Source organism: Sphaerisporangium viridialbum (assembly GCF_049674955.1).
Taxonomy (GTDB): Bacteria; Actinomycetota; Actinomycetes; order Streptosporangiales; family Streptosporangiaceae; genus Sphaerisporangium; species Sphaerisporangium viridialbum.
This window is the reverse complement of record NZ_CP187232.1, coordinates 77,595-91,237: the sequence shown is the minus strand read 5'-3', so window position 1 is coordinate 91,237 and position 13,643 is coordinate 77,595. Positions and strand designations below refer to the sequence as shown.

At 69.7% G+C, this 13,643-nt stretch carries 14 protein-coding genes, 1 tRNA gene and 1 other RNA gene; 4 read left to right on the top strand and 12 right to left on the bottom strand.

Annotated elements, in window-relative coordinates:
* The first annotated feature begins 236 nt into the window (after nt 1–236).
* Nucleotides 237–1,385, top strand: coding sequence for an amidohydrolase family protein (locus tag ACOZ38_RS00475; RefSeq protein ID WP_424527853.1), 1,149 nt, complete (start codon nt 237–239; stop codon nt 1,383–1,385).
* A gap of 75 nt (nt 1,386–1,460) precedes the next feature.
* On the opposite strand, the gene ACOZ38_RS00470 is transcribed toward ACOZ38_RS00475, so the two are convergent.
* From ACOZ38_RS00470 to ACOZ38_RS00460, 3 genes are all read right to left on the bottom strand, one after another.
* Nucleotides 1,461–1,799: a YkvA family protein gene (locus ACOZ38_RS00470; protein ID WP_424527851.1), complete on the bottom strand. Its 339-nt coding sequence runs from the start codon at nt 1,797–1,799 to the stop codon at nt 1,461–1,463.
* A gap of 127 nt (nt 1,800–1,926) precedes the next feature.
* Nucleotides 1,927–2,886 carry an LLM class F420-dependent oxidoreductase gene (locus tag ACOZ38_RS00465; RefSeq protein WP_405142949.1) on the bottom strand — a complete coding sequence of 320 codons (960 nt, stop codon included), beginning with the start codon at nt 2,884–2,886 and terminating at the stop codon, nt 1,927–1,929.
* 82 nt (nt 2,887–2,968) lie between these two features.
* On the bottom strand, nt 2,969–3,643 hold the full coding sequence (locus ACOZ38_RS00460; RefSeq protein WP_405142947.1) for a TetR/AcrR family transcriptional regulator: 675 nt from the start codon (nt 3,641–3,643) through the stop codon (nt 2,969–2,971).
* 204 nt (nt 3,644–3,847) lie between these two features.
* Between ACOZ38_RS00460 and ACOZ38_RS00455 the strand changes: the two genes are divergently transcribed.
* Nucleotides 3,848–4,537, top strand: a complete 690-nt coding sequence (locus tag ACOZ38_RS00455) for a hypothetical protein (RefSeq protein WP_424527849.1) — start codon at nt 3,848–3,850, stop codon at nt 4,535–4,537.
* A gap of 229 nt (nt 4,538–4,766) precedes the next feature.
* Here ACOZ38_RS00455 and ACOZ38_RS00450 read toward each other — a convergent pair whose 3' ends face one another.
* From ACOZ38_RS00450 to ffs, 7 genes are all read right to left on the bottom strand, one after another.
* Entirely contained in the window at nt 4,767–5,876 is a 1,110-nt protein-coding gene (locus tag ACOZ38_RS00450) for an aspartate-semialdehyde dehydrogenase (protein WP_405142943.1), read from the bottom strand.
* Nucleotides 5,873–7,147 carry an aspartate kinase gene (locus ACOZ38_RS00445; protein ID WP_405142941.1) on the bottom strand — a complete coding sequence of 425 codons (1,275 nt, stop codon included), beginning with the start codon at nt 7,145–7,147 and terminating at the stop codon, nt 5,873–5,875. The genes ACOZ38_RS00450 and ACOZ38_RS00445 overlap by 4 nt, the downstream gene beginning before the upstream one ends.
* Nucleotides 7,148–7,325: 178 nt before the next feature.
* Entirely contained in the window at nt 7,326–7,856 is a 531-nt protein-coding gene (locus ACOZ38_RS00440) for a DUF5063 domain-containing protein (protein ID WP_363914101.1), read from the bottom strand.
* The gene (gene recR, locus ACOZ38_RS00435) at nt 7,849–8,448 is read right to left on the bottom strand and encodes a recombination mediator RecR (RefSeq protein WP_405142939.1); all 600 of its coding nucleotides are present in this window, start codon (nt 8,446–8,448) and stop codon (nt 7,849–7,851) included. Before recR ends, ACOZ38_RS00440 begins: the two co-directional genes overlap by 8 nt.
* A gap of 5 nt (nt 8,449–8,453) precedes the next feature.
* The gene (locus ACOZ38_RS00430) at nt 8,454–8,801 is read right to left on the bottom strand and encodes a YbaB/EbfC family nucleoid-associated protein (protein WP_358551417.1); all 348 of its coding nucleotides are present in this window, start codon (nt 8,799–8,801) and stop codon (nt 8,454–8,456) included.
* Nucleotides 8,802–9,037: 236 nt separating this feature from the next.
* Nucleotides 9,038–11,302, bottom strand: a complete 2,265-nt coding sequence (locus tag ACOZ38_RS00425; protein WP_424527845.1) for a DNA polymerase III subunit gamma and tau — start codon at nt 11,300–11,302, stop codon at nt 9,038–9,040.
* Between the two features lie 106 nt (nt 11,303–11,408).
* An RNA gene (ffs, locus tag ACOZ38_RS00420) (signal recognition particle sRNA small type) lies at nt 11,409–11,504 on the bottom strand.
* Nucleotides 11,505–11,619: 115 nt separating this feature from the next.
* Here ffs and ACOZ38_RS00415 point away from each other — a divergent pair.
* A tRNA-Ser gene (locus ACOZ38_RS00415) sits at nt 11,620–11,708 on the top strand.
* A 120-nt stretch (nt 11,709–11,828) separates the two neighbouring features.
* Here ACOZ38_RS00415 and ACOZ38_RS00410 read toward each other — a convergent pair.
* Complete coding sequence (locus tag ACOZ38_RS00410; RefSeq protein ID WP_424527843.1) at nt 11,829–12,491, bottom strand: GNAT family N-acetyltransferase; 663 nt, start codon at nt 12,489–12,491, stop codon at nt 11,829–11,831.
* Nucleotides 12,492–12,615: 124 nt separating this feature from the next.
* The gene (locus ACOZ38_RS00405; RefSeq protein WP_424527841.1) at nt 12,616–13,104 is read right to left on the bottom strand and encodes a MarR family winged helix-turn-helix transcriptional regulator; all 489 of its coding nucleotides are present in this window, start codon (nt 13,102–13,104) and stop codon (nt 12,616–12,618) included.
* 69 nt (nt 13,105–13,173) lie between these two features.
* Here ACOZ38_RS00405 and ACOZ38_RS00400 point away from each other — a divergent pair, with 69 nt between their 5' ends.
* Entirely contained in the window at nt 13,174–13,605 is a 432-nt protein-coding gene (locus ACOZ38_RS00400; protein WP_424527839.1) for a MarR family winged helix-turn-helix transcriptional regulator, read from the top strand.
* Nucleotides 13,606–13,643: the final 38 nt, after the last annotated feature.

Below are 13,643 nucleotides of genomic sequence, written 5' to 3'. Positions count from 1 at the left end.
GCCCGGAGCCCGATGGTCTCGTCGCCCGATACCCTGGAACAGCGGAGCGGGATGCATGCTTTGTCAGGAGCTTCACCTTATTTGGTAAGCCCCTTAAGCACGTTGGGTGCCGCTCCTCGGATGAACGGATACCAACCGGAGACCTGCCAGCTTGTCTGGTGTTATTCCTGCGGCATACGGTTTTCCCTGTGAACACATCGCTGCCCCCTGACCCCGAGCCGAGGCGGCGAGATTATGTGATCATCAGCGTCGACGATCACCTGATTGAGCCGCCGGATCTGTTCGACGACCGGCTCCCCGAGAAGTACGTCGATCTGGCGCCCAAGGTCGTCGAGACCGAGGCGGGCCATCAGGTGTGGCGGTACGGCGGAGGCACCTACGCGTGCGCCGGCCTCGACGCCGGCGCCGGGCTGCCGCGCGACCAGTGGACCCTCGACCCGGTGCGGTTCGAGCAGATGAGGCCCGGCTGCCACGACATCGAGGCCCGCATCCAGGACATGGACATCGCGGGGGTGTGGGCGGCGCTGAGCTTCCCCGGCATGCTGGCGGTGCAGTCGGGCATGGCCTTCGCCAAGACCCGCGACCAGGACCTCGGCCTGGCCCTCACCCAGGCGTGGAACGACTGGCACTGCGACGTCTGGGCCGGCACCTACCCCGAGCGCATCATCGCTCTCCAGCTCCCCTGGCTTCCCGATCCCGAGATCGCGGCCAAGGAGATCCGCGCCAACGCCGCGCGCGGCTTCAAGGCCGTGGTGTTCCCCGAGTTCCCGACCCGCCTGCGGCTGCCGTCCATCCACACCGGCCACTGGGATCCCTTCTTCGCCGCGTGCGAGGAGACCGGCACGGTCGTGTGCCTGCACACCGGCGCCTCGTCGTGGTCGCCGGTGCCCTCGCCCGACACCCCCATCGAGGCCATCACCACGATGATCCCGGCGAGCGCGATGTTCGCCTGCGCCGACTGGCTCTGGTCGGGCGTGCCGCTGCGCTTCCCGAAGCTGCGCATCCTCATCGTCGAGGGCGGGGTCGGGTGGCTGCCCATGCTGGCCTCCCGCGCCGACTACGCGCTCGACCACCCGGTGGCCGGGGAGGCCACGTGGGAGGGCGGCCTCAAGCCCAGCGAGGTGCTCCGCCGCAACTTCTACTTCGGCACGCTGGACGACTACGCCCTGTCGGGCGTGCGCCTGGCCGTCGGGCTGGAGCACGTGCTGCTCGAAAGCGGCTATCCCCGCTCGGAGTCCACCTGGCCCGACGTGCAGCAGGCGCTGGCGCGCCACCTAGGCAGCCTGCCGCCCGCCGACATCGCCAGGGTGGCGTACGGCAACGCGGCACGCCTGTTCGGGCATCCCCTGCCCTCGCGCGCCTGGCTGCTCAGGGAAGAGCTCTAGAACCCGCTGTACGGCCCCGGGAACGGTCCTTCACGCAATCCCGGGGCCCGGTGCGCCGCGGCGCTCCAGCCGGCACTACAGGACTTCACCGCGTACCTTCTTGTGCTCCCAGTCGAGGTATCGGCCGCTCTCGCCGAGGAGAGAGGCCATCAGCCACAGGAACACGCCGAAGTCGTCGGTCACGCCGATCAGCGGCAGGAAGTCGGGGATCAGGTCGATGGGCGAGACGATGTAGAGGATGCCGAGCCCCATTAGGGTCAGCTTGCTCTTGCCCAGGTCCTGATACTCCCCGCGGAGGGAGCCCCCGATCATCCTCGGCAGCGCCTTGATCCGGGTCATCAGACCCGGCGAGCCCGGCCGGCTCACTTCCCGGTAGGCGCGATAGGCCGCGGTCGCGCGTCCAGCCTTGCTCATGATGGCCACCTCCGTCTGTGCCCACGATCACGCGCGCACGGTCGGATCATTTGACCGCGCCACTACCCTTCCGTGCTCCTCGATAACGTCCGGCGCGCCGCCCGGAGTTCCCTGCCTGGTAGGGGCATCAGGGTGCGACCGGGGCCAGGTCGCGCACCGCCTGCGGGATAGGGACCTCGGCGCCCGCGATCGGTGCGAGCACGGGGGTCGTCAGGCCGTTGTCGACGTACTGCCGGATCCGCGCCCGGCACGTCGCCGCGTCACCGTGCACGATCAGCTCGTCCACGACCTCGTCGGGGATGGCCTTGAGCGCCGCCTGGCGGTCGCCCGCGGCCCACGCCTCGCGCATCGGGCGGAGCACCTCGCCCCGGCCGAGCCAGTCGTGGAACGCCGCGTACACCGGCACGGTGAGGTAGGCGGCCAGCATCCTCCTGCCCAGCGCGCGGACCTTCTCCGCGTCCTCGCTGACGCACACGAACAGGCGGGCGATCAGCTCGGTCTCCCGGCCCACCTCGGCACGCACCTTGCGCACGTCCTCGGGCGAGAGCCAGTTGGTGATGGCGCCGTCGGCCTCCTCGGCCGCCAGGTGCAGCATGCGGGGTCGGAGGGCGGCCAGCACGATCTTCGGGGCCACCTTGGGGGCGCGCTCCAGCCGGAAGCCCTTGACCTCGAAGGTCTCGTACTTCTCCGTGACCTTCTCCCCGGCGAGCGCCTTCCTGAGGAAGCGCAGGGTGTCGCGCGTCCTGCCGTACGGCCTGACGAACTCGCCGGCGTTCCAGCGCTCCACGATGACCGGGGACGACGCCCCGATGCCGAGGACGAACCGCTCGGGCGCGAGGTCGGCGAGCGTCGCGGCCGACATCGCGAGCAGGGCGGGGCCCCGGGTCGACACCGGGATGATGGCGGTGCCGAGGCGGAGCCCGGGGGCCCAGTCGGCGGCCAGGGCCAGCGGGACGAAGCCGTCGGTGCCGCCGACCTCGGCGGACCAGGCGTCGGTGTACCCGAGATCGGGCAGCTCGGCGACCAGGTCCTTGGACTCGGCCATGGTGAGATCGAAGAACGGGATCGTGATGCCCCAACGCTTCACTGTCCACCTCCTGCCCCGACCATACCAACCGGACGGTATGGAGCGTAGGGGGTTCCGGTGGACCATGCGGCCGGCGACGCCGTCAGGCCCTGAGCTCCCGCATCGCGGTGATGAAGTCCTTGGTCACCCCGCGCAGGCCCGGCAGGTGCGACAGGCCGACCAGCCGGTCGATGAGCGGCACCATCACCTCGATCAGCCGGTACGTGCGCTCGCAGCCGGGCGAGGTGTCGTGCACCCAGAACAGCACCATCCCCATGGATGACAGCCACAGCAGCTCGGGCAGCTCCTCGCGCAGTTCGGCGTCGATGCGGTCGGCCGAGCCCTCCACGACCTGCCGGTAGATGCCGATCGCCGCCTCCCTGGCGGGCGTCGACTCCCCGCTGAAGGGGCTGAGCGGGTTGCTGGGCTCGGACGCGTGCTTGAAGAACTTCACGGCGAACCCGTGGTACGGCTCGGAGACCTGAACCCAGGCGCGGAGCACGCCGCTGAGCCGGGCGGCGAACTTACGCTCGGTGGCGAGCAGCTCTCGGCAGGCGATCTCGTGCTCGGTCTGCGCCCGATCGTAGTAAGCCTGGACTAACTGCTCTTTCGACGAAAAATAGTAATAAGCGTTCCCCACCGAGACGCCCGCCTGGGACGCGATGGCCCGCATGGTCGTCGCCTCGTACCCCCGCTCCCGGAAGAGGCGCAGGGCCGTTTCGACGATGACCTCCCGGGTCTTTTCTCCCCCACGCGCTCTCGGCGTCGATTCGACCACGTGGCCACTGTACGACCCGTAGCCCTTCAAGGTCACAGACGCACAGCATGCCCGCCATTTTCCCGCAAAAACACGCAGAGTAGTGGAGTCAGCACTTTCCGAGGGTGGGATAGATCCTCTTGGCGGAGGGGCGCCCTGCGACAGAGGATCAATATGGGTTTGCATCCATGCACTCGGGGGCCCGCATGGCTTGGTGCCTGCGCGTTGCTCGCCGTGCAGATCACGGTGACGGCACTTGCCTCCGCGGGACCGGCCTCGGCGGCGACTCCGAACCGCTCGGGCACGACCGCGCACGGGGCCATGCCCCACGAGGCCCGCAAGCGGGCCGACGCCCGCGCCCAGCGGCTCCGCGCCGTGACCTACTCGACGGCGGCCACGCCCCGCGCGGTCGACGCCAGGAGGCTGCGGCAGGCCGCCCTCCGGCAGGCGCGTGCCGGGCGCGCCGCCGGGATGGTCAGCCCGGTGCTGTGGAAGCAGCACCGGCTCTTCCGCGCCGTACGGCTCCAGCACCCGCAGGCCGCGCGGCGTCTCCAGCACGCGGGTCTGAGGTGGAGGTCATCGGGCCACTGCGCCAACCGGCACCGGCACTCCTGCACGTCGCTGGCCTCGGTACGGCTCGGCACGCTGTGGGGCCTGGTCAACCTCAAGCGGCGCAGCGGCTGCGACGTCATGGTGACAGGCGGAACCGAGGTGGGGCACGCCCCTGGCGCCCACAGCCACGGAGCGGGCTACAAGATCGACGTCGAGCACAACAGGTGCGTCGACAGGTTCATCAAGAACAAGCGCGTCGGGCGCGTGCGCGGCGACGGCGCCCGCCTGTACGACGAACGGCGTCCGCAGGGCTACACGGTCTACGCCAACGAGCCCAGCCACTGGGACATCATGTTCCTGTGACCCGCACGGCCCGCCCGCACCGGCGGCGGGGCATGTGCGCGACCTAGCACGCGGCTCGCGGCGGCACACGCGCCTTCGACCCGAGGCGCGCGCACCCCCGCGGCGGCGCGCATGGCCGGTGGGAGTCCCGCCGAGACTCCCACACTCCCCATCACTCCCCAGGCGGGCGCCGCGTGCGCCCCAGCCGGGCGCCGCCCCCTCGGGGTGCCACGCCCGAACCTCGGGATGCCTACGCCGAGAACTCCGCCGCGAGCAGCTCGGCGATCTCAGCGGTGTTGAGCGCCGCGCCCTTACGGAGGTTGTCGCCGCAGACGAACATGTCGAGGGTGTTCGGGAAGTCGAGCGCCTGGCGGATGCGGCCGACATAGGTGGGGTCGGTGCCGACCACGTCGGCCGGCGTCGGGAACACGCCGTTCGCCGGGTCGTCCAGGACCACGACCGTGGGGGCCGCCTCCAGCACCGCCCGCGCGGACTCCACCGTCACCGGCCTGGCGAAGGTGGCGTGCACCGCCAGCGAGTGGGTGGTGACGACCGGAACCCGCACGCAGGTCGCCGAGACCTTCAGGCCGGGGATGCCGAGGATCTTGCGCGACTCGTTGCGGACCTTCAGCTCCTCGGAGAACCAGCCGTCCTCCTTGAGGGAGCCCGCGGCGGGAACCACGTTGAACGCCAGCGGCGCGGGGAACGGCGAGTCGACGAGGTCGGGAACGGCCTTGCGGACGTCACCGGCCACGGTGCCGATGGTGCGGTTGCCCGCCACGGCCGCGATCTCGTCGTACAGCCGCTCGGGCCCGGTGACGCCCATGCCGGAGACCGCCTGGTAGGAGGCCACGACCAGCTCCGTCAGGCCGTACTCGCGGTGCAGGGCGCCGAGGGCGGCCATCATCGACAGCGTCGTGCAGTTGGGGTTGGAGATGATGCCCTTGGGCCGCTCGCGCACCTGCTCGGGGTTGCACTCGGGCACGACGAGGGGCACCTCGGGGTCCATGCGGAAGGCGCCGGAGTTGTCGACCGCGACCGCGCCACGGGAGGCCGCGATCGGCGCCCACTCGGCCGACACCTCGTCGGGCACGTCGAACATGGCCACGTCGACACCGTCGAAGGCCTCGGGCGACAGCGCGACGACCTCGACCTCCTGCCCGCGGACCAGGAGCCTCTTGCCCGCCGAGCGAGCCGAGGCGATGAGGCGGATCTCTCCCCACACGTCGGGCCGGTTGGACAGGATGTCGAGCATCACCGTGCCGACGGCACCGGTCGCGCCGACGACGGCGAGGGTAGGCTTCGTGGCGTTCACTCCGGGGTCACTCTCCTCGCTGGCGCGCACTGGCTGGTCGCTCATCGTCCGGTACCCCCGTAGACCACGGCCTCGACCTGGTCGACGTCGAGGTCGAACGCCCGGTGGGCCGCGGTGACGGCCGCGTCCACCTCTTCCTGCCCGACGATGACCGAGATGCGGATCTCGGAGGTCGAGATCATCTCGATGTTGACGCCGGCGTCGGCCAGGGCGCCGAAGAACTTGGCGGTGACGCCGGGGTGCGAGCGCATGCCCGCGCCCACCAGCGACACCTTGCCGATCTGGTCGTCGAAGAGGATCTTCTCGAAGCCGATCTGCTCCTGGATGCGCTTCAGGGCCGTGACCGCGACCGTGCCGTCGGCGGAGGGCAGCGTGAAGGAGATGTCGGTGCGCCCGGTGGCGGCGGCCGAGATGTTCTGCACGATCATGTCGATGTTGATCTCGACATCGGCGAGCGTCCTGAAGATGGCCGCGGCCTCTCCGACCTTGTCGGGCACCCCGACGACAGTGATCTTTGCCTCGCTCCGGTCGTGTGCGACACCGGAGATGATCGGCTGCTCCATCTCGTTTCCTTCAGTGTTGGGATCGGAGACGACCCATGTGCCTTCCTTGCTGCTGAACGAGCTTCTGACGTGGATCGGCAGGTCGAACCGCCGGGCGTACTCCACGCAGCGCAGGTGCAGGATCTTGGCGCCGCACGCGGCCATCTCCATGGCCTCCTCGTAGGAGATCCTCGGGATCTGGCGGGCGGCGGCGACGATGCGCGGATCGGCGGTGAAGATGCCGTCGACATCGGTGTAGATCTCGCAGACGTCGGCTTCGAGTGCCGCCGCGAGGGCGACCGCCGTGGTGTCGGAACCACCCCGGCCGAGCGTCGTGATGTCCTTCTTGTCCTGCGAGACGCCCTGGAAGCCGGCCACGATCGCGATCTGGCCGACCCTGACCGCCTCCTGTATGCGGCCCGGGGTCACATCGATGATGCGCGCCTTGCCGTGGGTCGAGTCGGTGATCACACCGGCCTGCGAGCCGGTGAACGACCGGGCCTCGTGACCCAGGTTGGCGATCGCCATCGCGAGCAACGCCATCGAGATGCGCTCGCCGGCGGTCAGCAGCATGTCGAGTTCGCGCCCGGGGGGCAGCGGCGTCACCTGCTGGGCCAGGTCGAGCAGCTCGTCGGTGGTGTCACCCATCGCCGAGACGATCACCACGACGTCGTTGCCGGCTTTTTTCGTCGCGACGATTCGCTGAGCGACCCGCTTGATGCCGGATGCGTCGGCGACGGAGGAACCACCGTATTTTTGGACAACGAGCGCCACGGGATGTCTCCCAAAGGTTCAGTCTGCGGAGCTCACAGTCTACTGGGGCCTCCGAAAGGCCCAACTGATTTGGCCAGCATGTGGACAGCCCCGGCCCTGAGCTGTGGAAAGCCGGGCCGGCCTGTGGACAATCAGCGGCCGTGATCTGCTGACGGCCGACCCGAGCACCTATGGAAGGTCAGGCGGTCGTGGTCTCCTCCACCACGTCCAGCCGGGTGTGCGCGACGAGCGCCTGCAGCGCCCGCATCGCGGCACCCGCGTGGTTGCCCCAGGTGTTGAAGTAGGAGTACTGCCACCACCACAGCGCCTCCAGGGGGCGCCCCGCGCGGTAGTGGCCGAGCCCGTGGATGAGGTCGGCCGCGACGGCCGCCAGATCGTCGGACAGCCGGTAGGGCGTGACGACGGTGTCCTTGTACGGGTCGAAGACCTCGGCGTAGTCGTCAACGGGGCCGAGACGCGTGGCGAGCGCCGTGCGCACCCCGTCGAGGTCGGGGTCGGGGCCGGTCGCGGGCTCGAAGTTGCCCTGCAGGATCACGTCCTGCGCGGCTCCGAGCTGCGAGCCCGCCAGACTGACCTGGGAGACCTCGACGAGCAGCATGGGAAGCGTCGCGTCGCCGCCCTCGCCGCTCGCGAGCCTGGTCAGGCCATCCAGGTAGTTCTGCGCATGCACCGCGATGCGATCCGCGAGAGCGCTCCACTCATCAAACATCCAGCAGCCTCCGTCCTTCGAAAGCGCGGCCCAAGGTGACCTCGTCGGCGTACTCGAGGTCTCCGCCCACTGGCAGACCGCTGGCCAATCGTGTCACCTTCAAACCCATGGGTTTCACCAGCCTGGCGAGATAGGTCGCCGTGGCCTCCCCCTCGAGGTTCGGATCGGTCGCCAGGATCAGCTCGGTGACCCGCCCGTCCGCCAGCCGTGTCATCAGCTCGCGGATGCGCAGGTCGTCGGGGCCGACGCCCTCGATGGGGCTGATCGCCCCGCCGAGCACGTGATAGCGGCCACGGAACTCACGAGTCTTTTCGATGGCGACGACGTCCTTGGATTCCTCCACCACGCAGATGACGGCGGGGTCGCGCCGGACGTCCCGGCAGATCCGGCACTCCTCCTCGGCCGCGACGTTCCCACAGACGCGGCAGAACCGGACCTTCTCCTTGACCTCCAGCAGGGCGTGCGCCAGCCGCTTGACGTCGGCAGGGTCCGCGGACAGCAGGTGAAAGGCGATCCGCTGCGCGCTCTTGGGACCGACGCCGGGCAGCAGGCCCAACTCGTCGATCAGGTTCTGGACGACCCCCTCATACATGGCGGCTAAAACCCCGGCAGCTGGAATCCGCCCCCGCCAAGGCCCTGCGCCAGCGGGCCGAGCTTCTCCTGCTGGAGCTCGGCGGCCGCCCGCACGGCGTCCCGCACCGCCGCGATCACCAGGTCGGCGATCGTATCGGCCGTGTCCTGCGGGTCGCCGGAGTCGATGGCCTTGGGGCTGATCTTCAGCTCGAGCAGCTCACCACTGCCGTTGACGGTCGCGACGACGAGGCCGCCACCGGCGCTGCCCTCGACCTCCGCGTCGTTGAGCTCCTGCTGGGCCGTCGCAAGCTGCTGCTGCATGAGCTGCGCCTGCTCCAGCAACTGCTGCAAGTTGACATCCCCTGGATTCACGATCTTGCGCTCCTCATGGCTTCGCGTGTGGCACGAGCCTACGGGGTTTGCCACGCATGTTGCACTGGCGCACGTCAGTGTTCGCGTGCGGAGCCCCGGTCGGCGGACCGTCCGCGACCGGCCGATCCCGGAAAGGGCGGATCGGCGTGACCTGCGGCCGATCCCGGAAAGGGCAGACCGGCATGGCCTCGCGGCCGATCCGGAAGGGTGAATCGGCATGAGCCCGCGGCCGGAGGCTACGGGTGGTCGATCTCGTTGATGATCTGCCCGCCGAGCTCCCGCTGGACGAGTGCCATGCCGCTCAGCGAGTCGCCGTCGGCGTCCACGTCGTTGTACGGATCGACCTCGTCGGCCTCACTGGCCGGCGGGCCGGAACGGCGCGGTACGGCGTCGGGCCATCCCGCGGGCCCCGCCTGCCGGGGCCCGGACTGGGCGACCGCCTGCGCCGCCGGACGGGCGGCGGTGAAACCGGCCCTGGGCGCCGTGCCCTCGTCGTCGGGAAGCGGCGCATCCGGCCAGGGGTCGTCCGAGGGCGAGGGCGCGGCCTGCGGCTGCTGCGCGACGGCCGGCCGCCCCCCCGGCGCCGGCGCGTCCTGGGCACCGGCCGGCCCTCTCGGGGCCGCCGTCGGGGAGGGGGCCGCCTGCGGGCCGTCCGGGCGCGATGACGCCGGGCGCGCCGCGGGAGCCTGCCGTACGGCTTGCGCCGGAGCGGATGAGGCCGGGACCGAAGGGGACACTCCGCCCCTCGAGTTGCCGACGACGGCCTCCACGCGCCAGTTGCCGCCCATCACCGCGGCGATCGCCGCCGCTACCACGGAGTCCTTGGCGCCGTTCACGAAGTTGCGCATGGCGCCGACCTGGCTGAAGCCGAGCGTGACGATGTTGCCCTCGACGCCGATGAGCTGGGAGTTGGTGTTGACGTTCGCCCAGACGGCCGGGGAGCGCTGCTTGAGCACGTCGAGGATCTGCGGCCACGTCTGGTGGAAGGCCCCGCCCGCCGGTGACACCTGGGCGGGCGCGGGAGTGCTCTCAGGGCGGCTCTGCGCCGCCTGTGGGGCACCAGGCCGCGACGGGGCGGGCCAGTCGTCCTCCGCGGGCGGGCGGGCGGCGGGCGGGCGCGCCTCGGCCGCCTGAGGCTGCTGCGCGGCCTGTTCCTGCCGCACAGGCTGCGCCGGTCGACCAGACTGAGCGTGCTGTCCCGTCTGCGCCTGCCGGCCCGGCTGAACGTGCTGTGCCGGCTGAGCGTGGTGCGGCTCGTCGGCGGCGATCACCGCGCCGGCCGCCGGAGGCCCGGCGGGGGCGGGTGGAGAAACGGAGCCGGGCACCGGGACGGCCGTGGCGGCCGGCCCTCCGCGCTCAAGGTGCTCCAGCCGGGCGAGCAGCGCCGCCTCACCCTGCTCGGCCGCGGGAAGCAGCACCCGGGCGCACATCAGCTCCAGCAGCAGCCGGGGGGAGGTCGCACCGCGCATCTCCGTCAGCCCGGCGTTGAACAGCTCGGCGGCCCGGGTCACCTCGGCCGGCCCCATCGACGCCGCCTGCTCGACCAGCCGCTCCAGCTCGTCGGCCGGACGGTCGAGCAGGCCGTTCGCCGCGGCCTCCGGCACGTTGGCGAGCACCACCAGGTCGCGGAAGCGCTCGAGCAGGTCCATGGCGAACCGGCGCGGATCGTGACCGCCCTCGATCACGCGGTTGACCGCCTGGAACACCTGGGCGCCGTCGCGCCTGGCGAACGCCAGCACGATCTCGTCGAGCAGGTCCGAGTCGGTGTAACCGAGGAGCGAGACCGCGCGGGCGTAGGTGATTCCCGCGTCGTCGGCGCCCGCCAGCAGCTGGTCGAGGATCGAGAGGGAGTCACGCGCCGAGCCCGCGCCCGCACGTACGACCAGTGGCAGCGCGGCGGGCTCGTACGGCACCGACTCGGAGCCGAGGATCTCCTCAAGGAGCTGCCGCAGCGTCGCCGGCGGCATCAGCCGGAACGGGTAGTGGTGGGTGCGGGACTTGATGGTCCCGATGACCTTCTCGGGCTCGGTGGTCGCGAAGACGAACTTCAGGTGCGGCGGGGGCTCCTCGACGAGCTTGAGCAGCGCGTTGAAACCCTCACGGGTCACCATGTGCGCCTCGTCGATGATGTAGATCTTGAACCGCGCGGAGACCGGGGCGAAGAAGGCGCGCTCGCGCAGGTCACGGGCGTCGTCCACGCCTCCGTGGGAGGCGGCGTCGATCTCGATGACGTCGAGGTGGCCGGGCCCTGTGGACGAGAGGGCCACGCAGGACTCGCACTCGCCGCAGGGATCGGGAGTCGGGCCCTTCTCGCAGTTCAGCGAGCGGGCGAGGATGCGCGCGCTGGAGGTCTTGCCACACCCGCGCGGACCGCTGAAGAGGTAGGCATGGTTGATGCGGCCGGTGCTCAGCGCCTGCCGCAGCGGCTCCGTGACGTGGTCCTGACCCTTGACTTCGGCGAAGGTCCCAGGCCGGTATTTGCGGTAGAGGGCGAGACTCATGCCGTCTCCTCGCCTAGGGGGTCGGAGTGCGAATGCGCCGGAAGGCCGGGAGTGTCACGAGGGTCGAGCAGCTCGCTCACGTGACGGAACCGTCCTGGAACTCCAGCGAAGAGACCCCTCGCACACCCGACAGAGCCCGCTTATCCTTGCTGCCTTCCGGCCCTGGGGAGGTTCACAGGATGACGCCGTGCGAGGGGTCCGGTGACAGTCTAGCCGTGCCCGGCAGTGCTCGTGGCCGCCACCGCGCGAACACCGAGACCGATTCGTGGTCATCGTCGTGGTCTTCACAGCCCTCGAAGTCCGGTAAGCTTCTCGGCGGAGGATTCGCCTAGTTGGCCTAGGGCGCACGCTTGGAAAGCGTGTTGGGGGCAACCCCTCAGGAGTTCGAATCTCCTATCCTCCGCCACGGCTGAACAGCCAAAACGCAGAAGCCCGTTCCATCGCGGAACGGGCTTCAGTGCGTCCGGGCTCAGTTCGGGTCTCAGTCGGCCTGATCGGTGGGGTTCTCGGCCCATCCGTCGAGGCGTCATCGACCTTCCAGAGCAGCCCGCCCACCTGATCGGCAACGGTCTGCCGCAAGGTGTCGGTCACCTGCTGGTATCGCCCCGTCATGCCGACGCTGCTCCCACTCGGCCCGGGTGAGTTCATACTCGACTTCGCCGTGCTCGGAGCCCTCGATCACCTCTGGCCAGTCCCCAGTGAAGCTCCGGACGAATGACAGGCCGGCCTTTTCCATCACACGCCGGGATCGCGTGTTGACGGTCATGGTGTTCGCGGTCACTCGTTCCACCTCGAGGCCCGTGAATCCCTTGCGGATCAGGGCTCGCGCCCCCTCCGTGGCATAGCCGGTGCCCCAGGCGGCCTTGTTCAGCCGGTAGCCGAGTTCGACCACGGCGGGGCTGTGGTCGGCCAGAGGCCGGAATTCGAACCAGCCCAGAAAGGTCTTGGTGGTCTTCTCCTCCGCAGCCCAGTAGCCGCGGTTGCCGAAGCATGGGTAGTCGTGGAGGAGTCGCGGCAAGGTCAGTGCCTGGATCACCTCGCGGCTCGTCGGCCGGCCGCCATTGATGAAGCGCATGACGTCGGGGTCGTTGTCCAGTGCGAGCAGGTGGTCTACATCGGCTTCAGTGAACACGCGGAGCACGAGCCGGTTGGTCTCCAGGAAGATACACATGCCCGGAATCTTCACCACCGGCGGCCAGGTTCGCCACGGGATATCGGGTCGGTGAGGTGTGACGGTTTCGTCCGGCGAGAGTTTCCGGGCGTTCGGCCAGGTGACCGGGAATTGCTCGTAGGCTTGCTGTTTCCTGGCAGTGTCACCGCCGGCTGACCGAGTCGAAGTCCTGTACGAAGCGAGTCAGAAGACGGGCAAGGGCGGCGCGGTCCTCGGTGCCCCAGCCGGCCGTGGCCTCGGCGATGACGCGACGGCGGAAGTCGCGGATCTCCGCGAGCACATTGCACCCTTCCTGGGTGAGGGCGAGCAGCGAGCGGCGGCCGTCATGTTGATCGGCCTCGCGCCGTAGCAACCCGGCGTGGAGAGCCTGAGCGGCAAGTCGGCTGGACCTTGGCTGGTCGACCCCGAGGACTGCCGCGGCGTCGGTGACGGTCAGCGTGTCGCCCCGCCCTGTGGCGGACTCGACCACGTCGAGCAGTTCGAAGACCGCATCGGGAAGCTCGGCATGGCGCCCGGTGCGCTCGCCTCGCCGCTCCGACAACCGCGCCAGGGTGCGGCGCTTGTGCGCACGACGCAAGGCCACGACGGCCGTCTCGATGTCTGCCGCGTCCATGCCCGGCTTGCTGTCCACATCCCCCTCCATACATAGTATTAGACAACTACATGTCATTTTACATAGATATGGACCCCCGGAGGATCCATGAACGCGCCCAAGCCGATCGGTTACTGGCTCAAGCACCTGCACAACCTGCTGGAGAAGCAGTTCGACGCCACCCTCGCCAACCTCGGCCTCGGCAGGCGGCATTGGCAGGTCCTCAACACGCTGAGCCGCCGCGAGGCCACCCGCGACGAACTCGCAGCGGCCCTCGCCCCGTTCTGGACGGAGGGAGAGCCGGACCTCGACGGGGTGTTGCAGGAGCTCACCGGTTGGATACGCACCGGCGCGCCCCTCGCCGGGGACACCCTCGCGCTGAGCGACGACGGCCGGGCTGCGCATGAGCACATGGCGGCACGTATCGACGCGACCCGCGCCACGGTGCTCAAAGGGCTGACCCCTGATCAATACGCCGAGACCGTACGGATCCTGTCGGTCATGGCAGGCAACGTCGAATCGGAACTTAGTGACCGCTAGAGAAGGCGCAGGCGAAACTTGGCAGGTTTCCGCAGACT

Excerpts from the sequence above, each read along its gene's own strand:
- ACOZ38_RS00470 (WP_424527851.1), bottom strand. The coding sequence starts at position 1,799 with ATGAGCAAGGCTGGACGCGCGACCGCGGCCTATCGCGCCTACCGGGAA.
- ACOZ38_RS00450 (WP_405142943.1), bottom strand. The coding sequence starts at position 5,876 with ATGAGCGACCAGCCAGTGCGCGCCAGCGAGGAGAGTGACCCCGGAGTG.
- ACOZ38_RS00440 (WP_363914101.1), bottom strand. The coding sequence starts at position 7,856 with ATGTTTGATGAGTGGAGCGCTCTCGCGGATCGCATCGCGGTGCATGCG.
- recR (WP_405142939.1), bottom strand. The coding sequence starts at position 8,448 with ATGTATGAGGGGGTCGTCCAGAACCTGATCGACGAGTTGGGCCTGCTG.
- ACOZ38_RS00425 (WP_424527845.1), bottom strand. The coding sequence starts at position 11,302 with ATGAGTCTCGCCCTCTACCGCAAATACCGGCCTGGGACCTTCGCCGAA.
- ACOZ38_RS00400 (WP_424527839.1), top strand. The coding sequence starts at position 13,174 with ATGAACGCGCCCAAGCCGATCGGTTACTGGCTCAAGCACCTGCACAAC.